This is a genomic window from Acinetobacter sp. YH12134 (assembly GCF_013418555.1).
GTDB classification, from domain to species: Bacteria; Pseudomonadota; Gammaproteobacteria; order Pseudomonadales; family Moraxellaceae; genus Acinetobacter; species Acinetobacter indicus.
In genome coordinates this window covers 16417-42335 of record NZ_VPBT01000003.1, presented here as the reverse complement: position 1 = coordinate 42335, position 25919 = coordinate 16417, and the positions used below count along the sequence as shown (strand labels likewise).

The 25919-nt window shown below is 48.5% G+C and carries 20 protein-coding genes and 1 tRNA gene; 7 read left to right on the top strand and 14 right to left on the bottom strand.

Features of this window, described 5'->3' with window-relative positions; all coding sequences use genetic code 11:
• The first annotated feature begins 3 nt into the window (after positions 1-3).
• Complete coding sequence (locus FTU69_RS03120; RefSeq protein ID WP_005180098.1) at positions 4-1449, top strand: NAD(P)(+) transhydrogenase (Re/Si-specific) subunit beta; 1446 nt, start codon at positions 4-6, stop codon at positions 1447-1449.
• 247 nt (positions 1450-1696) lie between these two features.
• On the opposite strand, the gene rsfS is transcribed toward FTU69_RS03120, so the two are convergent.
• From rsfS to FTU69_RS03095, 5 genes are all read right to left on the bottom strand, one after another.
• The gene (rsfS, locus tag FTU69_RS03115; RefSeq protein ID WP_005180097.1) at positions 1697-2098 is read right to left on the bottom strand and encodes a ribosome silencing factor; all 402 of its coding nucleotides are present in this window, start codon (positions 2096-2098) and stop codon (positions 1697-1699) included.
• An 82-nt stretch (positions 2099-2180) separates the two neighbouring features.
• Complete coding sequence (locus FTU69_RS03110; RefSeq protein WP_180103472.1) at positions 2181-2969, bottom strand: hydroxypyruvate isomerase family protein; 789 nt, start codon at positions 2967-2969, stop codon at positions 2181-2183.
• Between the two features lie 36 nt (positions 2970-3005).
• Positions 3006-3878, bottom strand: coding sequence for an NAD(P)-dependent oxidoreductase (locus FTU69_RS03105; protein ID WP_005180090.1), 873 nt, complete (start codon positions 3876-3878; stop codon positions 3006-3008).
• 30 nt (positions 3879-3908) lie between these two features.
• Complete coding sequence (locus tag FTU69_RS03100) at positions 3909-4694, bottom strand: crotonase/enoyl-CoA hydratase family protein (protein ID WP_180103471.1); 786 nt, start codon at positions 4692-4694, stop codon at positions 3909-3911.
• A 108-nt stretch (positions 4695-4802) separates the two neighbouring features.
• Entirely contained in the window at positions 4803-7613 is a 2811-nt protein-coding gene (locus FTU69_RS03095) for an ATP-binding protein (RefSeq protein ID WP_180103470.1), read from the bottom strand.
• Positions 7614-7767: 154 nt separating this feature from the next.
• On the opposite strand from FTU69_RS03095, the gene cysM reads away from it, so the two are divergent.
• From cysM to FTU69_RS03070, 5 genes are all read left to right on the top strand, one after another.
• The gene (cysM, locus tag FTU69_RS03090) at positions 7768-8697 is read left to right on the top strand and encodes a cysteine synthase CysM (RefSeq protein WP_160240986.1); all 930 of its coding nucleotides are present in this window, start codon (positions 7768-7770) and stop codon (positions 8695-8697) included.
• Between the two features lie 26 nt (positions 8698-8723).
• Complete coding sequence (locus tag FTU69_RS03085; RefSeq protein ID WP_177156033.1) at positions 8724-9545, top strand: 3'-5' exonuclease; 822 nt, start codon at positions 8724-8726, stop codon at positions 9543-9545.
• Positions 9546-9551: 6 nt separating this feature from the next.
• Complete coding sequence (rlmD, locus tag FTU69_RS03080; protein WP_180103469.1) at positions 9552-10943, top strand: 23S rRNA (uracil(1939)-C(5))-methyltransferase RlmD; 1392 nt, start codon at positions 9552-9554, stop codon at positions 10941-10943.
• Positions 10944-10974: 31 nt separating this feature from the next.
• A complete protein-coding gene (locus tag FTU69_RS03075) occupies positions 10975-13281 on the top strand; it encodes a bifunctional (p)ppGpp synthetase/guanosine-3',5'-bis(diphosphate) 3'-pyrophosphohydrolase (RefSeq protein WP_045796610.1) in 2307 nt (768 codons plus the stop codon).
• Positions 13282-13356: 75 nt separating this feature from the next.
• On the top strand, positions 13357-14001 hold the full coding sequence (locus FTU69_RS03070) for a 4'-phosphopantetheinyl transferase superfamily protein (RefSeq protein WP_168383321.1): 645 nt from the start codon (positions 13357-13359) through the stop codon (positions 13999-14001).
• A gap of 48 nt (positions 14002-14049) precedes the next feature.
• Here the strand turns inward: FTU69_RS03070 and secF are convergent, their stop codons facing one another.
• The 8 genes from secF to queA form a co-directional block, all read right to left on the bottom strand.
• The gene (gene secF, locus FTU69_RS03065) at positions 14050-15021 is read right to left on the bottom strand and encodes a protein translocase subunit SecF (RefSeq protein ID WP_180103468.1); all 972 of its coding nucleotides are present in this window, start codon (positions 15019-15021) and stop codon (positions 14050-14052) included.
• 8 nt (positions 15022-15029) lie between these two features.
• A complete protein-coding gene (gene secD, locus FTU69_RS03060) occupies positions 15030-16931 on the bottom strand; it encodes a protein translocase subunit SecD (protein WP_016658621.1) in 1902 nt (633 codons plus the stop codon).
• Positions 16932-16984: 53 nt separating this feature from the next.
• A complete protein-coding gene (gene yajC, locus FTU69_RS03055) occupies positions 16985-17314 on the bottom strand; it encodes a preprotein translocase subunit YajC (protein ID WP_005180065.1) in 330 nt (109 codons plus the stop codon).
• Between the two features lie 102 nt (positions 17315-17416).
• Complete coding sequence (gene tgt / locus FTU69_RS03050) at positions 17417-18547, bottom strand: tRNA guanosine(34) transglycosylase Tgt (protein ID WP_045796613.1); 1131 nt, start codon at positions 18545-18547, stop codon at positions 17417-17419.
• Positions 18548-18684: 137 nt separating this feature from the next.
• Positions 18685-19509, bottom strand: coding sequence for a DUF4303 domain-containing protein (locus FTU69_RS03045; protein WP_180103467.1), 825 nt, complete (start codon positions 19507-19509; stop codon positions 18685-18687).
• A 186-nt stretch (positions 19510-19695) separates the two neighbouring features.
• A complete protein-coding gene (locus tag FTU69_RS03040; RefSeq protein WP_104500079.1) occupies positions 19696-20262 on the bottom strand; it encodes a LemA family protein in 567 nt (188 codons plus the stop codon).
• Between the two features lie 22 nt (positions 20263-20284).
• A complete protein-coding gene (locus FTU69_RS03035; RefSeq protein ID WP_180103466.1) occupies positions 20285-21310 on the bottom strand; it encodes a hypothetical protein in 1026 nt (341 codons plus the stop codon).
• 11 nt (positions 21311-21321) lie between these two features.
• Positions 21322-22359, bottom strand: a complete 1038-nt coding sequence (gene queA, locus FTU69_RS03030) for a tRNA preQ1(34) S-adenosylmethionine ribosyltransferase-isomerase QueA (protein ID WP_180103465.1) — start codon at positions 22357-22359, stop codon at positions 21322-21324.
• Between the two features lie 179 nt (positions 22360-22538).
• On the opposite strand from queA, the gene FTU69_RS03025 reads away from it, so the two are divergent.
• A tRNA-Leu gene (locus tag FTU69_RS03025) sits at positions 22539-22625 on the top strand.
• 289 nt (positions 22626-22914) lie between these two features.
• On the opposite strand, the gene FTU69_RS03020 is transcribed toward FTU69_RS03025, so the two are convergent.
• Positions 22915-25152, bottom strand: coding sequence for an NADP-dependent isocitrate dehydrogenase (locus FTU69_RS03020; protein ID WP_180103464.1), 2238 nt, complete (start codon positions 25150-25152; stop codon positions 22915-22917).
• Positions 25153-25919: the final 767 nt, after the last annotated feature.

The window sequence follows — 25919 nt, the reverse complement described above, 5'->3', positions numbered from 1 at the left end:
TTGATGGAATTTATTCGAGACTATGCGGATTGGTTCTACCTGATTGGGGCTGTCCTCTTTATTTTAACTTTACGAGGCCTGTCTGGGCCAAAAACGGCGATTGCTGGTAACCGTTACGGCATGATCGCCATGGCGATTGCCGTATTGACTACCTTCTTTGTGGCAGATCATCCAGTTATCTGGATGATTGTGGGGGCGATGATTCTGGGTGCCATTGTCGGGATTGCCCGTGCGCGTACCGTACCGATGACGCAAATGCCAGAAACCGTAGCACTGATGCACTCACTGGTCGGTCTGGCAGCGGTGTTAATTGCAATTGCAGCGATTATTCATAACAACAAGCTGGTTGAACTGGGTCCAGAGCTGTTGGCAGCCAATGGCGTCAGCTTCCATGAAATGAGCAAAGTGCATTTGTTTGAATTGTTCGTGGGCTGTTTTGTTGGTGCGATTACCTTTACTGCATCGGTATTTGCTTACGGTAAACTGGCAGCGAAAAAATGGGCCAAGACCATTTCGGGTGGCTGGGTTAAACCGGTTCAGGCACTGATTTTCATTGCCATGCTGGGCTTTGGGATTCACTTCTTCTTAAGCGGTAGCATGACCTCGTTCTGGGCCATGACCGCACTGGCTTTAGCCTTTGGCTGGGTCTGGATTGCCCCAGTCGGTGGTGGCGACATGCCGGTGGTGGTATCACTGCTCAACTCCTTCTCGGGCTGGGCGGCAGCAGGGATTGGTTTTACCTTGGAAAACAACATGCTGATTGTGGCGGGTTCACTGGTTGGTTCATCAGGTGCAATTCTGTCGTACATCATGTGTAAAGCCATGAACCGTTCAATCATCAACGTTTTGTTTGGTGGTGCGATGGGTGGGGCGGCAGCGCCTACCGCAGGTGCGGGTGAGCAGGTACAGCGTAACTACCGTTCAGGTTCTGCAGATGATGCTGGCTTCTTAATGTCCAATGCGGACAGCGTGGTGATTGTGCCGGGTTATGGTATGGCACAAGGCCGTGCGCAAAATGCGGTGAAAGAACTGGCCAACTTGCTGAAAGAGCAGGGTGTAACGGTGCGTTTTGCGATTCACCCGGTGGCGGGTCGTATGCCAGGTCACATGAACGTCTTGCTTGCTGAAGCCGACGTGCCGTATGAAGACATTCTGGAAATGGACGAGATTAACTCGGACTTCCCGGCAACGGATGTGGTATTGGTGATAGGTGCCAACGACGTAGTCAACCCGGCAGCCAAAGACGATCCAAACTCGCCAATTTACGGTATGCCAATTCTGGAAGCACATAAAGCACGTACCATTATGGTGATCAAGCGCTCAATGGCGACTGGTTATGCAGGTCTGGACAATGACCTGTTCTATAACGACAAGACTATGATGGTCTTCGGTGATGCCAAGAAAGTGGTTGAAGACATGACCAAAGCGATTAACGGTACGGGTCACTAAGACGTCCGATACCCGCGTTCAAAATCCCCCTCGATTGAGGGGGATTTTTTAATATCTGTGACTAAATAGAATCTTTTATTACATACGATTCAATCTTTGGGTTGGGGGGAGATCGAGAAGCACTGCCGAGAGGTTTAAGTTCAGCTATTGGGAAGTGGAAAAATCAGTCGGTGTCTGGATTCAGCTGTGACCAGCTCTTATTTTGACCCAATAAAAAAGCGACCTTCAGGTCGCTTTTTGGGAAATCTTAGTTTACAGATTCAGGTGCTGTACGCCATAAGCTTTCTAGGTCGTAGAACTTACGGGCAGTTGGAAGCATGACATGTACCACCACGATACCCAGATCAATCAAGATCCATTCAGCATCGCGTTCACCTTCCATACCAATCGGGCGGAAGCCTGCTTTACGTGCTTCTTCAGCAACGTTATCAGCAAGAGATTTAACATGACGGGTTGAGGTGCCGCTAGCAATCACAATAGCATCTGCAACATTGCTGATGCTGCTAACATCAAGCTCAACAATTTCTTTGGCTTTTACATCTTCAAGGGCATCGCGCACAACTTGCAGGCAAGCGTGTACGTCATTGTTTGGGGAAGTCATTGCGAGATCGTGAGAATTAGAAGCGCCGGGCGATGGTTCTAAATTCATAAAGGGTATAATTTCCTGACAATTATTCATTGTCTAATATAGCGGCTTTGAGCCTAAATTTCAAATCTATGACAGTGCCGAATTATTGATATTCGGCAAAGTATTTGTTTTTCCACGCAAAGGAATTTGCTGAATCTTTGCTCGGTCGATATTCCGCCGCCACATAGCCTGCATAGCCACTGTGTTTGAGCCAGTCAAACACTTCCGCAAAGGCAATATCGCCGGTATCCGGTTCATGACGACCCGGGCAGTCGGCAAACTGGATATGGCCAATCTGTTGGATATTCTCGATCAGTCCTTCCAATACGTTTTCACCCATCATGGCCATGTGATAGCAGTCATACTGCATTTTTAGCGCCGGATGTTGCACCGCTTCAAGCATCTCTTGGGCCTGGGCAATGTTCTGTACTAAAAAGCGCGGCATGTCGGTGCCATTAATCATTTCCATCACCGGCAGGATCTGCTGGCTGCTAAGCATATGGCTGGCCATTTTCAGGTTCTCGGCCAGTGTCCTGAGGCAAGGCAGCAGATCGGCATCCTGAGGCTGTTTGCCGGCCAGAATATTGACACTTGCCACTTTGAGTGCAACCGCGTATTCAATGGCCTGCTCAACGGCATGACGAAACTCGATTTCCTTGCCCGGTACGCCTGCCAGCCCGTTGCCACCCTGCATTAAATCTCCGGCCGGAACATTAATCAGGCACAGCGTCAGTTCATGCAAGGTCAGCTGGCTTTGAATCTGCGCAATGCTCAGTTCATACGGAAACTGGATTTCAACATGCTGGAAGCCGTGTTGTCTGGCCAGTGCAAAGCGCTCAAGTAGCGGCACTTCAGTAAAAATCATAGAAAGATTTACGGCAAGTTTCGTCATAAACAATGTCCTGCATTCCCTGTGCAAAGGGTGAAATTAAGTGGTCTGTTCCACCTGTTGAATGACCGTGGATAAATCTGCTTCCGCAAAGCCTTTGGCCTGATGCGCTTGCAGTTGTTGCAAAGCCTGCTGTGCCACCGGAATATTCAGCTGATAATGCGCGGCCAGGGTCAGGGCATTGTTCAGGTCTTTGGACAGGGTCTGGACTTTCCACTGCACCGGTTCAAAGCTATGACTGGCCATGCGCGGGGTTAGAATCTGAAACGGTTTGGAGTCGGCAAATCCGCCGGCCAGTGCGGGTGCCAGTAAAGTGGTGTCTACCCCGGCTTGAGCTGCAAGCGCGACAGCTTCGGCAATCAGGGTACTGTTGGCCGCGACAATCAGCTGATTACAGATTTTGGTGGCCTGTCCGGTGCCACTGGCGCCCATACGGGTCACGCGCTGTGAGAGCACATTATAAATCAGGGTCAGTTTTTCAATGGTGGCGGCATCACCGCCGGCAAAGATAACCAGGGTGCCTTGTTCTGCGCCCGCTGTGCCGCCCGACACTGGTGAATCAATCCACTTCACCTGCTGACGGGCTGCCTGTTCAGCCAGTGTCAGGGTTTTATCCACAGACAGGCTGGAGAAATCCACAATCACTTGCTTGGCCTGTAAATGCGGCTGAATCTGCTCAAAAACGGCTTGGACTGCATTGTCATCGGCCAGGCAGCTTAAAATTACCGGATATTGACCAATCTTTTCTAGGGCCAGTGCTTCAGCACCCATGTCCAGCAGTTCCTCACAGGCAGCAGCAGTGCGGTTCCAGACCGCGACCCGAAAACCGGCATGAATCAGACGTGCTGCCATGCGTGTGCCCATTAAGCCCATACCCAGAAAGGCGATGGGCGTATTGCGATCAAAACTCATGCTTCTCTTCCCGATCTTGATGCTCTGTGCTTAGTTAAATTGACGCGGTAAAAAACTGGTGTCAGGTTGCTTGTCTTTTTTACGCGCCAGTTGACTGTTTTTGCCAAGCAGTAATTTCAGCTGCCAGATTTTTTCCAGACGTAAGGATTTTTGTGGATTATGTTCCATGGCATCTAGCACCTGTTTGGCCGCAGCCAGCGCATCCGGAGAACGCTGCGCCAGTTCCTGCGCCAGAATCTGGGCATGATCCAGTGGGGTGTCACTTAAGTGGGTGACTAAGCCAATTTCTTTGGCATATTGCGCTTCAAAAATACGGGCGGTGAGGGTCAGTTCTTTGGCCAGGTCCAGGCCAATCAGGCCTTTTAAAGAGCGGCTCAGACCCATATCCGGTACCAGCCCCCAGCGGCTTTCCATAATTGACATCTGGGTTTTAGGATGGGCAATACGAATATCTGCTGCCAGTGCCAGTTGCATCCCGGCTCCAAAACAGTAACCTTCAATCGCAGCAATCACAGGGACGGGCAATTCCTGCCAGATCAGAAAGGCTTTTTGAAACAGGCTCTGGCCGGGTTTGAGTAATTCCCTGGCGGCAAAGGCACGATTTTGCGGATTGTTTAAATCGGCCAGATCAATACCGGCACTAAACACTTCGGCTTCACCGGTCAGAATGACGCAGCGCAAGCTGCGGTCTTTTTTTAGCTGCCGGGCAGTTTTGACCAGCTGTTTTAATAATGCAAAGCTCATGGCATTGCGTTTTTCCGGGCGATTCAGCCGCACAATGGCAATGCCGTTATTTTTTTCTACCTGTATGGTCATGGTCTAAACTCTTATTTTTCCTCTGTTGAGCATAGCATGCAGATACGCATGATACATGACAGGGCAGTCACATCCATCTTTCAAGACCCTGACTTTAGTCGAGTCAGACTACTGCGTGTGCTTGTTTAGAATCTGCTCGGCGGCATGTTCAACCTGAGCAATCACGGCTTGTAATTCATCAAAGCGTCTTAGCACTTCCTGAATAAAGGCATCATCGGCTTTACGGCGTTCTTTACGTAAGGTCGAAACAAACTGCTCAAAAGAACCGGTGGCTTCCTGCAGGCTTGGGGTGCCGACATAACGGGTGGCGCCATACAGGCGATGCAGCACATGCTCCAGTTGCGGGAAATCTTCCAGTTCAACTAGCTGCTGCATTTCATGCAGTTCGGTGGCAAAGCTGTCGAGCAGCATACGCAGCAGATCCAGTGCCAGATCTTCCTTGTTGGCGGCCAGCATCAGGCTTTGCTGCCAGTCAAGAACCAGCGGATCAAGCGCTTCAATCACCACGGCTTTTTCCACTGCCGGCACCTTGTTAAAGTTTTCAGTGGTCCAGTGGGTCAGAATCTGGATGATCTGTTCAATCTGGATTGGCTTGGTGACGTAATCATCCATGCCGACTTTCAGCAGGTTCTGTTTTTCATCGGCCAGCGCATGCGCGGTCAGGGCGATAATTGGCAGGCGTTTATGCTTGTCGAGGGTGGACTCCAGCGAGCGGATGGCGCGGGTGGTATCAATCCCGGACATCACCGGCATCTGAATATCCATAAACACCAGATCAAACGGTTTGGCATCCTGTTCAATCCGCTCTTGCAGGATATTCAGGGCTTCCTGACCGCTCAGCGCTTTGGTGGTGGTGACATTCAGTTCACCTAACAAGGCTTCTAAAACAATCAGGTTTGGCAAGTGGTCATCTACCGCCAGCACATGCAGCCCCTGTCCATCAAAGACTTCGGTGCCTGTATCTTCAAACGGATTTTCATTGTTCAGTAACTGAATCAGCGCGCCACGGCTTAAAGGCTGATACAGCGGGCGGGTGCGATATTCATTCAGCATGCTTGGATCAAGCGCCATCTGGTAGCCGTAAATGGCCAGATTGCCCTGATAGCGGCTGCGAATTTCTTTCAGTAAGGCTTCGGTGTCACCGCTATGATCGACAATTAACCAGGTGTCTTCTTCCGGTGTAGACAGGTGATTGAGTCGGCTGAATAAGTCCAGAATCGAAGTGGTTTCGGTATGCTGGACCTGATAATTTTCCAGATAGTGACGCAGCACATTGGCGGTTGCCGGATGCGCCAGATAGGATACCACATGCTTGTTGGCAAAGCGTGGGTGCACAATAATTTCATCCTCATCAATGCTGAATACGGCAGTAAACCAGAAGGTCGAGCCTTTTTCAGTCGGTGCGCGTTCCTGGTTGTCTTCAAAGCCAATCTGGCCCTGCATTAAATGTACCAGCTGCTTGGAAATCGCCAGACCCAGACCGGTCCCGCCAAACTGACGGGTCACAGAAGCATCGCCTTGCGAGAAGGATTCAAACAGTTTTTTCCGGTCGGTGCCGCTTAAACCAATACCGCTGTCCTGCACGCTAAAATGAATCATGCTCTGACCGATATCTTCATGTTCAATGCGCGCACGTACAATAATTTCACCATCCGGGGTGAATTTAATGGCATTGGAAATCAGGTTGGTCAGCACCTGCTTAAAGCGCAGGGCATCGCCAATCACATGCTTTGGCACGTTGTCGGCATAATAAAAGGCCATCGCAATCTGCTTCTGCGCGGCCAGCGGCGACAGCATGTCCATTACATCATAAATGGCTTCTTCCAGATCAAAAGGTGCGGTTTCCAGTTCCAGTTTGCCGGCATCAATTTTCGAGAAATCCAGTACATCGTTAATCAGCGCCAGCAGATGCGCCGAGGATTTGCGAATGGTTTGCAGATACAGGTTCTGCTCATTGCTGAGATTACCCTGGCGCAGTAATAAATGGATAAAGCCATCAATACTGTTCAGCGGAGTACGTAATTCATGGCTGATATTGGCCAGGAAGACCGATTTGGACTGGTTGGCTGAAATCGCCTGGTCACGTGCCTGACGGTAAGTAATGTTCTGGACTTCCAAGGTATCTAGGGTGCGGCGCAAGTCATCTTCGGTCTGTTCGGTATGTTCTTTTAGTTCCAGAAAGCTGAAATGCAGACGCTTGACCACATTGGCAATATCACGCTGCAATAAACGCAGCTCGCCGGTACTGTTAATTACCATGTGCTGATCTAGCGTGTCGGCATTCAGGCGTTGCAGTTGCATACGGATTTCGTACATTGGCGCAATCCAGCGGCGCGAATAGAAATTTAGACACAGCAACAGAAGCATCAGGGTCAGCAGGCCGGTGGCAATCAGCACGGTCATGACCCGATAACGGGCAATTTCCAAAGGCTGATTGTCCAGCTCGATTAGCAGCCAGGCATACTGGCTCTGGCTTTCATCAATGCGTAAACCATAGACATGGCTGTCTTTATGCTGGATCGGGCCAAAGAAGGCGGCATCGCGCGGAAAACTGGGCCAGCCAGCCTGATCCTGATAGCCCATACTCAGGCGGCTACGGCCTTGGGAATCAATAATGGCAGTCCGAAGTAAATGCTTTTCATTGAGCAGATTCTGCATATAGCTGCGTGCCTGCTCATATTGCCAGGGAAAGGTGTTGAGCTGCTGCAAGGCCACTTCAGACAGCATTTCATAGCGGGTTAAAATCGCAATCGCCATCTGCTTTTGCTGGGCGCGCGCTGCATTCGAGGTTTCGGTCAGAACCAGCCCTGCACCGACTGCCGCCAGCACCATAATGGGCACAAATATCAGGGCAATCAGTTGCCCATAAGCATGATTTAAATGTAGGCGCTTAAATAACTTTTTATTGATATTTGACATGGTTAAAGCAGTTTATTCGTTCTGCCGAGCAGTTTAGCATGCTTTATTTTAAAACTGACTGTGCTTTAAGCACTTTCACGAAAAAGCTGGTGAAAAGAGTGCAGGCGGGTGGTTTTTTTCATACAATATGCGCACCTAGAGAAAGGTGCAAATAATGAGTAATACCACCCCTGATTTCCAAGCCGATGAATTTCTATTAGATCATTATGTGGGCAAAACGCCATTGGTACGCTTGCAGCGTCTTGCAAGTCATACCCAAGCCACGGTGTTGGCCAAATTGGAAGGCAACAATCCGGCAGGTTCAGTCAAAGACCGCCCAGCGTATAACATGATTATGCAGGCGGAAAAGCGCGGTCAGATCAAACCGGGTGATACCTTGATTGAAGCCACCAGCGGAAATACGGGGATTGCACTGGCCATGGTGGCTGCCATGCGTGGTTATCAGATGAAGCTGATCATGCCGAACAACATGAGTCAGGAACGTAAAGATGCCATGCGTGCCTATGGTGCCGAACTGATTGAAGTGACCAAAGAACAGGGCATGGAAGGAGCGCGTGATCTGGCCCTGCAAATGCAGGCCGAAGGCAAAGGATTGGTACTGAACCAGTTTGGTAATCCGGACAATGTCGAAGCGCATTACCTGACCACCGGGCCGGAAATCTGGCAGCAAACTGGCGGTAAAATTACCCACTTTGTCAGCTCGATGGGGACCACCGGCACCATTATGGGGGTATCCAAATACCTGAAAGAAATGAATCCGGATATTCAGATTGTTGGTTTACAGCCTTCAGATGGTTCCAGCATTGCCGGGATTCGCCGTTGGCCGGAAGAATATTTACCGACTATTTTTGATCGTAGTCGTGTCGACCGGATTATTGATATTCCACAAATTGAAGCCGAGCGGACCATGCGTAAACTGGCACAAAAAGAAGGTATCAGTGCCGGAACGTCATCGGGTGGTGCGGTCTGGGCTTCGCTGAAACTGGCAGAAGAAAACCCGGGTGCGGTGATTGTCTGTATTATCTGCGACCGGGGTGACCGTTATTTATCGACCGGTTTATTTTCAGTTCAAGATCCTGAATAAACCACTGTCAAGCTGTAGAGAAAATTATGCGTCTACCGGTGTTGGTATTTGATATTGAAACATGGACTGACCTGAAGTCGGGGGCGCATCTGTATGGCCTGGATTTGCCTGAGGCAGATCTGGAGCAGGCACTGATGAAGCTGCGCCGTCAGGAATCAGGTATGGATTTTCAGCGTTTGCCGCTGCATGAAATTGTCTGTATTTCCGGCCTGTGGATTGATGAAACCGGCTTAATGACCCTGTTTTCTTTTAGCCGGGAACAGTATACCGAAGCCGAAATCCTGAAAAAATTTCTGTCGATTTTTGACAAGCGTCATCCGACTCTGGTGAGCTGGAACGGTTCGCAGTTTGATTTGCCGGTAATTTTATATCGTGCCATGTATCATGGCCTGTCTGCGCCAAGTCTGTTTGATCAGGGCGAAATTGACACGCAAAAGCGCTATAATAACTACCAGAACCGCTATCATCAGCGGCATATTGACTTGATGGATGTGATGGCCATGTTTAATGGCCGGAATTTCCAGAAACTGGATGATATGGCGTATCTGCTCGGTTTTCCGGGTAAACGCGGCGAAGCCGGTTATCATGTGCCGGAATATATCCGCGCAGGTGAATGGCTCAAACTCACCAGCTATTGTGAAGGCGATGTGCTGAATACCTGGCTGATCTATCTGCGCTGGCTCTTGCTGAAAGGGCAGTTGCAGCTAGATGATCATCGCCTGTGGGTTCAGACCACCATCCAGTATTTATCCAGCCTGCCACAGCATGGCGAGTTCCTTGCTGCCTGGCGTCAGAATGCACAAGCCACAGACTTTACTGCTGCAGATTTCCCATCTTCCACACTTTAGGTGCTCATGAAACATCGTCCATCCGCTCGTCCAGCTCAACCCCTGATCCATACCTTTCAGGTTGAGTCGCTGTCCCATGAAGGGCGCGGGATTGCACACTATGGTTCACAGCCTGAACATCCGCAGGATAAACACGGCAAGAAGGTGTTTATTCAGGGTGCCTTGCCGGGTGAAACAGTCAAAGCACGGATTCATCATGTCACCAAACGGTTAGAAGAAGCCGACTGTATCGAACTGTTATCTGCACCTGCCGAGATGCGGGTCGAGCCGCCGTGTCCGTATTTTGGTGTCTGTGGCGGCTGCAATATGCAGCATATCCAGCTAGATGAGCAGATTCGTTTAAAACAGGATGTACTCAAGTCGCACCTGCAGCATTTTGCCGGCATTCAACCGGATGAATGGCTGACACCGTTACGTTCAACCCGGGAGGATTATCGCCGCCGTGCCCGGATCGGGGTGCGTTATTTCCCGAATAAAGACAAACTGGTGGTCGGTTTCCGGGAACGCCAGAGCAACCGGCTGACCTCAATTGACCGCTGTCTGATTCTGGACCATGAACTCGGTTCAATCACCCGCTTGAAACAACTACTCCAAAGTCTAAAAGGCAAAGCCGACATTGGTCATGTAGAATTGGCAATGGGTGACACGGAAATTGCCCTGTTGGTCCGGCATACGGAAAAATTATCTGAGTCAGATGTCAACCAACTGCTCAAATTTGCGTTACAGAAACAATGGCAACTGTATCTGCAGCCTGCGGGACCAGACAGTGTGCAACGTGTAGATCAACCTGATCAGGCCATGCGTCTGCATTATGCACTGCCGGCATTTGAGCTGAAATTTGCTTTCCATCCGCTGGATTTTACCCAGGTAAATTCCACCGTGAATCCGCAAATGGTCAAGCTGGCATGTGATTTGCTTCAGTTGCAGGCAGGTGAGCGTGTGCTGGATCTGTTTTGTGGATTAGGCAATTTCTCTTTACCTTTGGCGCGCTGTGTCGGCGAAAGTGGTACGGTGGTTGGCGTGGAAGGTTCAGATGAAATGGTGCATCGTGGTGCGGAAAATGCCCAGCTGAACGGGTTAACTCAGGTGAAATTCTTTTCACAAGATTTAACAAAAGATTTTTCGCATCATTCTTGGGCAAATCAAGGATTTGATGCATTATTGATTGACCCTCCGCGCTCCGGTGCCGAGGAAGTCATGCATTATGTGCCCAAATTTGGTGCGGCAAGAATCGTTTATGTGTCATGTAATCCGGCTACACTTGCAAGGGATGCGGGGATGCTGGTGCAACAGGGCTATCGTTTAAGCAAAGCCGGGGTGATGGATATGTTTAGCCATACCGGTCATGTAGAATCGATTGCCTTATTTGAGCAAGAAAAATCAATAAACGATTTATAGAAAATGAAGTATATAGAGGTAGGAGTAGGGTATGGTCACAGTACGTGAACAACTTCCTGGACGATTAAACGAATTGTCTGAGGAAACGACTGTAGAACATGCCGAGCAAGCACGACAGGATCTGGCAGAATGGCTGGACCGGGTTCGTGACATCTTAGATGGGGCAGCATTAGCAAAACTCGAAGAAGTTGCCACCTATACGTTACAAAAAGAGCTGGAAACGACAGTCAAGCACCGGTCCAATACCTTGTATACCGGAATTGAAATGGCCGATATTCTGGCGCATTTGCATGTCGATGAAGATACTTTGTCGGCTGCCATGCTGTACCGCAGTGTGCGTGAAGGGGTGATGACCCTGGAAGAAGTGCGTGAGCATTTCGGTGACAGCGTACATACCCTGGTCAAAGGCACCCTGTCGATGGGTAAGCTGTCCGAGCTGATTGAAAAGAATAAACGGCTGGAAGATCACTTCAATAACAACCAGCGCGAGCATCTGACCGGTATCTACAAAATGCTGATTTCGGTCACTGAAGATGTGCGTGTGGTGCTGATCAAGCTGGCTGAACGTACTTATGCCTTACGTGAACTGACCACAGCGTCCAAAGAGCGTCAGGAGCGGGTGGCGCGTGAAATTCTGACCATTTACTCGCCGCTGGCGCACCGTCTGGGCATTGCCCAGTTAAAATGGGAGCTGGAAGATCTGGCTTTTCGTTATCTGGCGCCGGACCGTTATAAAGAAATTGCGTCTTTACTGAATGAAAAGCGGCTGGAGCGTGAGCAATATATCCAGTTTGTAATTGATAAGCTCAAGAGTGAATTGGCTGCGCATGGCATTGAGTCGGAAATTACCGGCCGGGTTAAACACATTTATTCGATTTATCGGAAAATGAAGAGCAAAGACCTGAGTTTCGACCAGCTTTATGACATTCGTGCAGTGCGGGTACTGGTCAAAACCATTCCGGAATGTTATCACTCGCTCGGTATCGTACATCAGCTGTGGCGGCATATTCCGCATCAGTTTGATGACTACATTACCAATCCGAAAGCCAATGGTTATCGCTCGCTGCATACTGCAGTGATTGCTGAAAACAAGTCGCTGGAAGTGCAAATCCGTACCATGGAAATGCATGAAGAGGCGGAACTTGGCGTGTGTTCGCACTTTAACTATAAAGAAGGCAGCAAAACCACCGATCATTCCTTCAATCATCGTTTGCATTCTTTGCGTGCGGTGCTGGAGCATTATCAGGAACGTAACGACGCCAGTGCGCATAAGTCCGATGATGAAACTGAAAACTTCGAGCAGCTGCAAGAGTTTGAAGATTTTGAAAAGATTTATGTGTTTAGCCGCGATGGGGATATTAAAGAATTACCGCGTGGCTCGACCGTGCTGGACTTTGCCTACCATGTACATACCGAAGTCGGTAACAAGTGTTATGCCGCGCGGGTCAATCAGCGTTATGTGCCGCTGACCTATACCTTAAAAACCGGTGAACAGGTCGAAATTCTGACCAAGAAAGACCGTGAACCAAACCGCGACTGGCTGGTGAACTCACTCGGTTATATCAAGACTGCGCGGGCGCGTGACAAGTTACGCCACTGGTTCAGACAGCAGGACCGCAGCAAGAATCTGGAAATTGGCCGTGATATTCTGAATAAGGAATTGTCGCGTCTGGCGATTCACCCGAAAAGTATCGACTTGAATGATTACTGCAATCACTTTAATGTCAAACTCGGTGAAGACATTCTGATTGGTCTGGTCAATGGTGAAATCAGCCTGCATGCGCTGATTAACCAGGTTAACCGGCATATGCATCTGGATCAGGATGAACCGGAACTGGTATTAAAACCAACCCTGAATCCGCGAGCCAGCCATACCTTGTCGGCGCATGGCATTCTGATTGATGGCCTGGATAACGTCGAGCTGCATATTGCCCAGTGCTGCCAGCCGGTACATGGTGAATCCATTGCTGGTTATATTACCCTGAATCGCGGCGTCAGCATTCATAAGGTGGCTTGTCCGGATTATGTACGCATGATCAGCCAGGAGCCAGAACGTGCGGTCGAAGCCGACTGGGAAATGCAGCCAACCCGTGGTCAAAGCGTGCAGATTGTAGTGGAAGCCTATGATCGCCGTGGTCTGCTGAAAGATCTGACTCAGGTGATTTTCTCCGATCAGATTAATATTCGTCAGGTGAATACCATTTCCGAAAATGATGGTATTGCCAATATGAAGCTGTTAATTGAAGTCAAAGGTCTGGCGCAACTGTCGCGTCTGCTGGCACGTTTGGAGCAGCAGCCGGGGATTATCAGCGCACGTCGTTTGGTACAGGGCAATTAAACTTTCTTTCTTATCTTTGAAAAAACCAGTGATCTTGATCGCTGGTTTTTGTTTAGGCAAGGAATGCGTCCACACATGAGCGCACAGATCATTCTAGAATTGGCCCATCTGGCACAGATTGCACCGCAGCAGCCGGCGCTGGAGCGTAAAGCGCACATCCAGCAGCAAAAGCAGGCCATTTATGCTTTTCGTAACCAGCGCCTATCGGCCTATTTAAACGCGCCAATCTGCTCGGAAGATTTTACCCGTACTGCATATGGCAAGCCATTTTTACCCGCGTATCCGCAGCTGGCCCTGAATCATAGTCACAGCCGTCAGCACTATGCACTGGCCTATAGCGAGCAGCTTCAAGATGTTGGGGTGGATGTTGAAGATCTGGATCGCAAGGTGCGCTTTGAGAGTCTGGCCAGGCACATGTTTCATCCGGCTGAATGGGAATTGTGGCAGGCTTATGACCAGGAGACAGATTACTGGTTTAAGGTCTGGACCACCAAGGAAGCCGTCCTGAAAGCATCAGGGCTGGGTATTCGCATGAGTCTGAATCAGCTGAATAGCGGGGTTCATCCGCATCAGCAAGGTGGGTTTTGTCATCATGAGGGCCTGGGTACATTTGCCTATCAGCATCTGAAGATTGGTGGCTGTATGCTGACCGTGGCCTGGCGTTCTGAACGTTCCTGCAGGGGATTTCAGTTTCCTAAGCTGCAACTGATTCGCCATTAAAAAAGCCCATCCGGAGATGGGCTTTTATGGGTACAGGAAGGAAAATAATTAAGGAATTTCTTCCTCTTCAAATTCCGGTTTTACCTGCACAATAAAGTCTTGACGGTTCAGACCGCGCCACAGTGCAAAGGCGGTACCAATATAAATCGAAGAATAAGTCCCGACAAAGACACCGACAAACATGGCAATCGAGAACCATTTCAGGCCATCACCGCCCATCAGCATCATCGCCACCACCACCAGTAACAGCGTCATCGAGGTGTGGATGGTACGACGTAAGGTTTCGGTTAAGGCAATATTGACCACTTCCAGCGGCGAAGCGCCCCGAATTTTACGGAAGTTTTCCCGAATACGGTCCGAAACTACAATGTTATCGTTAAGCGAGAAGCCGATAATTGCCAGCATGGCTGCCAATACGGTCAGGTCAAACGGCCATTGCATCATCGCAAAAATACCCACAGTCACGATAATATCGTGGAACAGGGATAACACCGCACCCATCGCCAGTTTGAACTCGAAGCGGATGGTGACATAAATCAGCATCAGGATCAGTGCCAGTGCTACGGCACCTGCAGAACGTACATACAGCTCGTTACCGACCTGACCGCCGACCACATCAACCTTGGTTACATCAGCGCTGTTGCCCGGCAATTGTGCCGCGGCGGTAATGGTCTGGGTCAGGTCTTCGACTTCAATCTCGTCCTGCACCGGCATACGCACCATCAGGTCACGTTCAGAACCCAGGGTCTGTACCACCGGATCACGGAAACCGGCCTGTGTCAGGGCAGAAGAGACATCGCTGGCTCTCACTGGATTGCTGTAATTCAGCTCTGCGGCAATACCGCCGGTAAAGTCCAGACCCAGATTTAAGCCTTTGGTGGCAATAAAGAAGATGCTGGCCACGGTTAAAATGATCGAAAGCAATGCCGCCGGCAACGCAATCTTCATAAACGGAATGACGCGCTCATCATCCGGCCGGCCGTATTTTTTCGGATTCAGTTGAGTATTCTCAGTCATCATCGATCTCCTTAAATGCTCAACTTTTTCAGGTTACGGCGTTTGCCATAAATGATCTGTACAATCGCACGGGTTACGGTAATGGCCGTAAACATCGAGCAGACAATACCAATCATTAGGGTCACGGCGAAGCCTTTAATCGGACCGGTACCAATTGCGAACAGAATGAACGCCACCAGGAATGTGGTTAAGTTCGAGTCGAAAATGGTGTTATAGGCCCGGTCATAACCGGCCACAATGGCCTGTTTTGGTGAGGCCCCCCATTTGATCTCTTCCCGTATTCGCTCACAGATCAGGACGTTGGCATCGACCGCCATACCAATGGTAATCACGATACCGGCAATACCCGGTAAGGTTAAAGAAGCACCAATCCATGACATCACTGTCAGGATCATCGCCAGGTTAAATACCAGCGCGAAGTTGGCAATCACGCCAAACAGACGGAAGAACACCACCATCCAGATCGCAACCAGAATAAAACCGATCTGGGTCGAGGTTACACCCTTGTCGATATTTTCCTGACCCAGACTTGGACCAATCACACGTTCTTCAACGAAGTACATTGGCGCAGCTAAAGCACCCGCACGTAGCATTAATGCCAGTTCAGCCGCTTCTTGCGGTGAATCTAGACCGGTAATCCGGAACTGTGAACCTAATACCGCCTGAATGGTTGCGGCGTTAATCACGACTGATTCGGTGTATGGGGTACGCACTTCAGTCTGGACGCCGGTTTCCGGATCAGTTACATAGCTGATGCGCTGCTTGTTCTCAATGAACAGTACCGCCATACGTTTACCGACCGCATTACGGGTCGCGTCTGCCATCAGCTTGCCGCCTGCAGAGTCGAGGGTAATGTTTACCTCGGCGCCGCCAGTATCCTGACTAAAGCCACTCGATGCATTCTGTACGCGCTCACCGGTTAAAATACGGCTACGGTTCAGCAGCAACTGACGGCCACTGTCGAGTGATTCAAAGGCAAAGGCTTCAGTGCCCGGTGGTAAGGTCTGACTGCTGAGCTGACCGGTATACGGGTCAATATGCTGATCATTCAGATCAGAGACCAGACGGAATTCCAGGTTCGCAGTACGACCCAGAACACGCTTGGCTTCAGCGGTATCCTGTACACCCGGCAATTCCACCACAATACGGTTGCTGCCTTGGGTTTGGACCAGTGCTTCGGCCACACCTAACTCGTTAATACGGTTACGCAGCGTGGTCAAGTTCTGGTTCACGGCATAGGATTCAATTTCCTGCTTGCGCGTGTCGGTATAGGTCAGGCGCAACATGGCACCATCTGTGGTGGCCAGTGCCTGCTGGTTAAACTCGTTGCCGTTACGGCGCAAGAAGTCCATTACGGCTGAGCGGTCGTCATTGTTGGCGAACTGCACGGTAATGGTGTTGTTATTCAAAGACAGGCTGTTGAATTTCAGCTTGTTGTCGCGCAGTTGGCGACGCAGGTCAGTCGCAGAGGTTTCCATGCGCTGGCTGATGGCCTTGTCCATATCCACTTCCAGCAGGAAGTGAACACCACCACGCAAGTCCAGACCCAGTTTCATTGGCTTGGCGCCAATTTTCTGTAGCCATTCAGGAGTGGTTGGCGCCAGGTTGAGGGCCACGACATAATCATCACCCAAGCCCTGACGTAATGCATCTTTGGCTTTAAGCTGTGCTTCGCTTGAGTCCAGACGCAACAGGGCTGCGTTATTGGTAAAGCTGTTGTCATGGCTGGCAATATTTTCTGATTTTAGAATTTGCTCTGCTTTTTGTACGATGCTTTGGTCAATTTGGGTACCGGCTTTGGCCCCAGAAATCTGAACCGCAGGTTCATCTGGATACAAACTTGGCAGGGCATATAATGTACTCACCACCAGAACCACAAGGATGAGTAGATATTTCCATGCTGGGTAACGCATTTAATTTTCTTCTTAAAATGAAAAAGTCGTGCGGGCGCACGACTAATTTTTGATTAAAGGTTGTTTAATGTGCCTTCAGGCAGAACTGAAATCACACTGGCACGCTGAATTTTTACTTCTACGCCGCGGTTCAGTTCAACCACTGCAAAATCACCTTCAAGTTTGGTGATTTTACCCATCAGGCCACCAGCAAACACCACTTCACTGCCTACGCCCAGGCTGTCGATCAGAGCGCGGTGTTCTTTGGCACGTTTTGATTGCGGGCGCCAAATCAGGAAGTAGAAAATTGCAATAAATACTGCAATCATCAAAAGGTTAGCAACCATGCTTGGTTGTTGTGCAGCTTCACCTGCTGCGTGAGCAGTAGAAATAAAAAGGCTCATTTCATTTTCCTAAACTAAAAACTGGAATCAATAACATTGATAATAAATTGACTTGTTCTGCAATTTACCCTGTCTTTTTCTTCAGCGCAAATACTGAAAAGATTAATCTTGCGGACAAGGCGGCACATCCAGACCGCGACGGGCGTAAAAGTCCTGTACAAAGTCATCAAAAGTGCCATTGTCCAAGGCATTACGGATATCTTGGGTAAAGCGTTGGTAATAGCGCAGGTTGTGGATGGTACCGAGCATTGAACCGAGCATCTCGCCGCATTTTTCCAGATGGAACAGGTAGGCGCGGGTAAAGTTCTTGCAGGTATAACAGTCACAGTGCGGATCGAGCGGGCTCTGGTCATGACGGTATTTGCTGTTACGAATCCGTACCAGACCATCGGTCACGAAATAATGACCATTACGGGCATTCCGGGTTGGCATTACGCAGTCAAACATATCCACCCCGCGGCGAATACCTTCCACGATATCTTCCGGTTTGCCGACACCCATCAGGTAACGCGGTTTATCTTCCGGCATTTTGTTCGGCAGATAATCCAGTACCTTGATCATTTCTTCTTTTGGTTCACCGACTGACAGACCGCCAATGGCATAACCATCAAAACCGACTTCTAGCAGACCATTTAAAGACTCATCACGTAAATCTTCATACATCCCGCCCTGAATAATCCCGAACAGGGCATTTTTATTTTCAAGGACATTGTGATGATGTTCTTTACAGCGTTTGGCCCAGCGTAATGACAGCTGTAAGGACTTTTGTGCTTCTTCATGGGTCGCTGGATACGGCGTACATTCATCAAAAATCATGACGATGTCCGAGTTCAGGACCTTCTGGATTTCCATGGAAATTTCTGGAGAAAGGAATACTTTGGAGCCGTCAATCGGTGAACGGAAAGTCACGCCTTCTTCTTTAATCTTGCGCATGGCGCCCAGACTAAAGACCTGGAAACCGCCAGAATCGGTCAGAATCGGCTTGTCCCATTTCATGAATTCGTGCAGGCCACCATGTTCTTTAATGACATCCAGACCCGGACGCAAATACAGATGGAAGGTGTTGCCTAAAATAATTTGTGCTTGAATGTCTTCAATATCACGCGGGAGCATGCCCTTAACGGTGCCATAGGTTCCGACAGGCATAAACACAGGGGTTTCCACCACACCATGTTCAAGAGTTAAACGACCACGACGGGCGCGACCCGATTGGCCTAATTTTTCAAACTTCATACAGGTTCCAAATCAAGGCGAAAAAACAGTTCGCTGATTGTTTGCGCTAAAAGTTCATCATTTTCCTAGATTCTGCCGTGAATTGCTAGTTTTGATGCGTTTTCTTGGGTAAATATTGTGGAGGAAAATCATGGCAATTACATGGCATAAAACTGCTGAATCCGTTGCTGGATTTCATCTTTCGGGAGGGCAAACAGGCCCTGTTCATTACTGTCCATGGCAGCAATCGAGTGAATCAGACGCTGGATATACAGATTGCTGTCAATAAAGCCCGGTTCTAGCGTCAGCAAATAGGCGGCGTGGGCTATTTCCAGATAATTATAAGGTTCAATTTCCAGCAGCTGCGCCAGATCAATCAGCAGGTCTTTATCAATCTGCTGTAATTTTATCGCTGGTGGATGGGATGAAGCATCCAGCAGAGCAGGGCGCTGTTGATGGGCCAGAAATTCTGCCAGTAAGGGGCTCTGCGTATTCAGCAGCCGTGCAGAGTCCGCTGTCATTTGTGGCTGTTTGGCCACCTGCATAAAAAACACCATTGAACTCAGGTCCAATCCATAGGCATTCGACAAGGCGTGTCGGGCTTGCTGAAACACATTCAGCAAAACCTGTAGATGGTTCTGTTGCTCGGAGTCACGCTGCTGGGCCAGTGGATGCCCAAAGATATGGCGCTTCTGGAAATAGTCTGTGAACAGGCGTTTAAACTGATTCAAATGCTGCTGATGTGGCTGGCTGCGATAGCGCCATTTCTGGACTGACCATTTGTCATGGTCTGACAGATACTGGGCCGGATCTTCCTGCTCGCTAAACAGGCTGCGCCGGGTGGAAATGGCCAGATATTCAAAACCCAGATATTCATTCAGCACCAGGGCGCAGGCATAAATATGGTCCTGTTCATACTGCTCATAGAGTTGAAAAAACTCGTGAATGAGCGCCGCTTGAAAGCTCTGCAGATGTTCTAACATGGTCGGGACTAACTTTTTTATTTTTAATCATGCTGTGGTAATGCCTGAGCTGTTATTGATATTTTGCTCAGTGTTCTGATTGTGACAAAGCACAGCCAAATGTCAACCGGATGTCATCTGCGTGGGAGAAATCTCGCTGTAATCATGACAGGCGGTTTGACATTGAATCAAGAGGTCATCTTGGTTTTAAAAATTCGGGCGATACTCAAAGCCTTGCTGCATGCTTGGATCACGGAACGGGCGAATGGCTTTTTTGCCCAAAGTTAAGGTGTTAATGATGTTGTTCGGGAAAATCTGAATCTGGTTGTTAAACAGCTCGACATTGCGGTTAAAAATAGTAATTGCGGCACCGACATTTTCATTCTGTTCTTCAATTTCGTGCATCATTTTTAAATAGATGTCATTGGCTTTCAGCTCAGGATAATTCTCGACCACCACGTTCAGGCTGTGCAGCAGCTCTTTACTCAAACGCTCAATATGTTGCAGCTGGGCGCTGTCGGTACTGTCCAGTTTCAGGTTTAATACGTTCTGGCGTAGTTCGGTCACTTTGGCCAGCGTGCCCTGTTCAAAACTGGAATATTGTTCTACCACTGGAATCAGTTGTTCCAGAATTTTGACTTTCTGGCGTTCGTAACTGGTGACATCGGCCCAGGCACGAATACTGGCATTGTGATAACGCACAATATTGTTGCGAATCAGAATCCCGATAATCAGCACGGCCAGAATAATAGCCAGAAAAATCATCAATCCCATAGAAATCTCCCCACGTCCAAATTTATAAAAGCTGCAGCAAATGGCGTTGTAATTGTTCTAGATACGGTAATTTAAATGTACGCAGATGTCCACGTAAAGCCGAAATATCCTGAATGGTTTTATAGTTGCTGCTGGCCTGAAACAGGTTCTGGCTACCTACATAGCACAGGATTTTCTGTTCAGGATGAAACAGCAGATCGCCGGGCTGCGCGTTCAGGAAATTGGCCAGTTTCAGTACCACCGCCGGGGTCAGCTGCCGGGCCATCTGGTGGGTATCGGTGCCATAGATGTTTAACTGCCGGTTAATCTGAATATCACTGGTATGCCACGACTGGGTATAGGGGTAGGCAAAGCTTTTGCGCTGCGAGCTGAGGGCCAGTCCCTGTAACTCGACCCCAAAGACAATGGCACCCCACAGGAATTTTTCAATTTCTTTAAGCCGTATCTTGTTGCCATTCTGGTCTTGGGCCTGAATTTCAGAGACATAGCGATATTCAAACAGCATCACCTGATGGGTCTGGCCCTGTTCATCCTGCCAGTGGGTCAGGGCGTAGCGGCGAATGTCATTGCTGAGATTGCCTTGCTGGAACAGCGGAAACAGCTGCTTGATTTGCGCTATAAAACGGACCGGCTGGAAAATGATCTGTTCATGCCGGGGAATGCTGTTAAAGGCCAACTGATACTTGAGCGCCAGTGCCTGTTGCTCCAGTTCCTGAATGGCATTGGTGATTGGGCGGCTGGATTCATAACAGAGAAACGCACCAAAGATCAGCAGACCACCCAGCAGCAGACACAGCTGCAAGGCCCAGTGCGCCGGGGCCAGCCAGAACAGCAGGATCAGTATCAGGCCGATGATGCCAAGCAAAATTGGCAGCTTGTTTTCAAAACGCAGGCTGATCGGGGCATTCCAGGGATGCAGCCGGTCAAGCAGTTCCTGCTGAGATTTGGCTTGTGCACCAATTTCCCAGAGCCGGGCGAGATTATTCCACACCAGCTGATTCTTCTTGCGGCGAATATGGATGCTGTGCTGAATATTCTCGATTGGCATGGGACAGTGCTCTAGCTGTGGGCCTGATCAATCAGCATGGCATCGCCATAACTGAAAAAGCGGTAACGCTGAGCCACCGCATGTTGATAGGCACGCATGATATTTTCACGACTCGACAGGGCTGACACCAGCATCAGCAGGGTTGATTCAGGCAGGTGGAAGTTGGTGATTAGACGGTCTACCACTTTAAATTTATAGCCCGGATAAATGAAAATCTGGGTATCACCGGTCCAGGAGGCCAGTGTGCCACCGTGTGCCTGTGCTGCACTTTCGACTGCACGGGTGGCCGTGGTTCCAACTGAAATGACTTTATTGCCACGTGCTTTGGCCTGCTGGATCATCTCCACAGCGGCGGCTGGTACATCACACCATTCGCTGTGCATGATATGGTTTTCAATATCAGTAGTACGTACCGGCAGGAAGGTTCCAGCACCGACGTGCAAGGTTACAAAGGTTTTTTGAATGCCTTTGGCTTCAAGCTTGGCCAGCAGTTCGGCATCAAAATGCAGGCTGGCAGTCGGGGCGGCAACACTGGCCAGTTTGGTTGGATCATTAAATACAGTTTGATAGCGTTCGGTATCAATCGCTTCTGCTTCACGGTTAAAGTACGGCGGAATGGGCAGGGCGCCGTAGCGATCCAGCACCTCTAGAATGGGCTGGGAAAACTCGACAATAAACAGGTTCTCATGCCGGCCTTGTACCGTGACTTTCACTTCATCTGGACCAATGAAGAGTTCAGCACCGGCTTTTGGTGAATTGCTGGCTTTAATATGGCAATGCGCAATAAACTGATCTTGCATGCGTTCAACCAGCACTTCCACAGCGCCGCCGGTAGCACGTTTACCTTTCAGGCGGGCTTTCATGACTTTGGTGTCATTTAAGACCAGCACATCGCCAGCTTCAAGTAAATTGACAATATCGGTAAATTGATGGTCTTGATACTGACCTTCGGCATTGACATGCAGCAGACGCGAGGCGCTGCGCTGTTCCAGCGGGTAACGGGCAATCAGTTCATCAGGGAGATCGAAATTAAAATCAGAAAGTTGCATGGTTAAATAAATGCGCAAAACAATAACAGGATTGGGCGTAGTATATGCGTTTTTCGGTTTTATCGCTGAAATTGCCTAATTATAAGACAAAAAAAATCCCGTTGATTTATTTTTAAACAAATATGGGAGGCGAGCGTTGACAAGCGGGTGAAACAGTTTATTATACGCATCAACACCTTCCCGAGGTGGTGAAATTGGTAGACGCGGCGGACTCAAAATCCGCTGTCAGAGATGACGTGTCGGTTCGAGTCCGACCCTCGGGACCACAGATTCTAAAGAACCCCAAGCATATTCAGACTTGGGGTTTTTTTATTGCCTGAAAAATAAGAAGAATCAGATTATTCTAAAAAAATGATTGGATGTCGTGGAATAGAAAGGATGAATAATCAAGATACCTATCAAGATATAAGTAAGCAGCTCCACCTTTTACGGCATCACTGAATGGTTAAATTCATCCCTGATCGCTTGTTAATCTAATGGTATTAAATATCAAAAAACCGGCGCCTAAGCACCGGTTTTATTCACTTTACAAGCTTTAAAGCTAGTACAGCCTGATTAAGCGTTTAGTGATTCAATGATTTGGTTCAATGTAACACTTGGACGCATTACAGCATTTACTTTCGCAGGATCAACTGCATAGTAACCACCGATATCTACAGATTGGCCTTGAACTGCATTCAATTCGCTTACGATTTTCTCTTCATTTTCAGCAAGAGATTGAGCGATCGGTGCAAATTTCGCTTTCAATTCTGTATCTTCGTCTTGCGCTACAAGCTCTTCAGCCCAGAATTTAGCCAGGTAGAAGTGGCTGCCACGGTTGTCTAACTCGCCAGTACGACGTGATGGAGACTTATCATTGTCAAGCAATTTACCAGTCGCAGCATCCAGTGTTTTTGCAAGCAGTTTCGCACGTGCATTGTTTTCTTTAATGCCCATTTCTTCCAGAGAAACAGCCAATGCCAGGAACTCACCTAAAGAATCCCAACGTAAGTGGTTTTCTTCAACTAGCTGTTGTACGTGTTTTGGTGCAGAACCACCGGCACCTGTTTCGTACATACCGCCACCAGCCATTAACGGCACGATTGACAGCATCTTCGCAGATGTACCCAGTTCCATAATCGGGAACAGGTCAGTCAGGTAGTCACGTAAGATGTTACCAGTTACAGAAATGGTATCCAGGCCACGAGCAACGCGCTCAAGCGTATAACGCATTGCACGGACTTGTGACATGATCTGGATGTCTAAACCGTCTGTATCGTGATCTTTCAGGTATTTTTGTACTTTCTTGATCAGTTCATTTTCGTGTGGACGGTACGGGTCTAACCAGAAGATGGCTGGCATACCAGAGTTACGTGCACGTGTAACAGCCAGTTTCACCCAGTCGCGGATTGGTGCGTCTTTCACCTGACACATACGCCAGATGTCGCCTTCTTCCACGTTTTGAGACATCAACACTTCACCTGTTTCCAGATCCGTGATGTTGGCAACACCCGCTTCAGGAATTTCGAAAGTCTTGTCGTGTGAACCGTATTCTTCCGCTTTTTGCGCCATCAGACCAACGTTAGGCACAGTACCCATGGTACGTGGGTCGAAGTTACCATTCCATTTACAGAAGTTGATCATTTCCTGGTAAATACGCGCGAAAGTCGATTCTGGCATTACTGCTTTACAGTCGTAAGGCTTGCCGTCAGCACCCCACATTTTACCGCCAGAACGGATCATTGCTGGCATAGATGCGTCAACAATTACGTCGTTCGGAGAGTGGAAGTTAGTGATGCCTTTTGCAGAATCCACCATCGCCAGTGCAGGACGGTGTTCTTGACACGCGTGCAGGTCTTCGATGATTTCTTCACGTAAAGAAGTTGGCAGGGTTTCGATCTTCTCGTAAAGACCGGCCATACCATTATTGACATTAATGCCTAACTCGTCGAACAGTTTGCCATGTTTTTCGAAAGCATCTTTGTAGTAAATTTTCACACAGTGACCGAATACGATCGGGTGTGAAACTTTCATCATGGTCGCTTTTACGTGTAAAGAGAACAGGATGCCGGCTTCTTTACAGTCATCCAATTCTTTTTCATAGAAGTCGCAAAGCGCTTTTTTGCTCATGAACATCGAGTCGATGATTTCACCGTCTTGCAGCGCAACTTTTGGCTTCAGAACAATGGTTTCACCTGACTTGGTGATCAGTTCCATTTTCACGTTACGCGCGCGGTCTAAAGTCATGGACTTTTCGCCATGGTAGAAGTCGCCTTCGTCCATGTGAGAAACGTGAGTTTGTGACCACTGTTTCCACTCGCTCATTGAGTGCGGGTTTTTCTTCGCGTAGTTCTTTACTGCAGTTGGTGCGCGACGGTCAGAGTTACCTTCACGTAATACCGGGTTTACTGCAGAGCCCAGGCATTTGCCATAACGGGTCTTGATTACCTTTTCTTCCTCAGTGGTCGGATTTTCAGGGTAATCAGGAATCGCATAGCCTTTAGACTGAAGTTCTTTGATACATGCAGTCAACTGAGCAACAGAAGCACTGATGTTTGGAAGTTTAATGATGTTCGTATCTGGATCTTGTGTAAGACGACCTAGCTCTGCGAGGTTGTCAGTGACCTTTTGCTCGTCGGTGAGGTAGTCAGAAAATTCTGCGAGCACGCGTGCGGCCACGGAGATGTCACTTTTAACGATCTCTACGCCGGCCGGCTTAGTAAAGGTCTCAATAATCGGCAGCAGCGAATAAGTCGCCAGTAATGGCGCCTCGTCAGTCAGTGTGTAAATGATGGTTGACTTTCCACCAGCCATATATAGCCCCTTGCGTTGATTGAGTTTTGAGGGGGTGAAAGTGATGAATCAGCCCCTGCGAACCGGTTTGCTTAAGTAAAACCTTGAGAGTATCGACCCTCAAGCCTTTTCAGTCAACGTAATATCCGTGATAACGACATTTCGCTGAAAAATGATGCATTTTAATTCGTGATATTTGTGCCTGATTTGAATCCACACTTACCTGTTTGGGGAAGAAAAATACTAAAAAAAACCGTCTTTTTCCCTCAAGCTCGATCATTCCATCCAGCACATCTGTTAATCAGATTTGAATGATTAACCTGATTTTTTCAATACCAATAAGACAGATTGATAATTTGATGACGATTCACTGATCAGGCGGATATATTATCGTCCAAAAACATGAACAGAATATGTAAAACTAAAGTAACGTGGTGAACCCATTATCCGGTGAAAATTAACCAGGAAATTCCCTTAAAAATCCGATGAATTTACAGAAATCATACCTAACATAACACTGAAAAAGTGTATGAAAATGTGCCAATTTATTTTTAACCAAAATCAGTTAAAGTAGCTTGCTGTTTAAAAAGAGATAAACAAAAAGTAGTGAATTTATTTAATAAATTTAATGAAAATATACCTTTTTTTAAAATTTTTTCAGGTTACAAATTAATGAAGGAGCTTGGTTTATTCTTTTGGGTTTGGTGTTATATTCTCTGTTAAAGTTTGTTAACCGGGCTGAGCAATCAGCTTTAAAAATGGCCTAAATATTCTATAAGAATGGATCT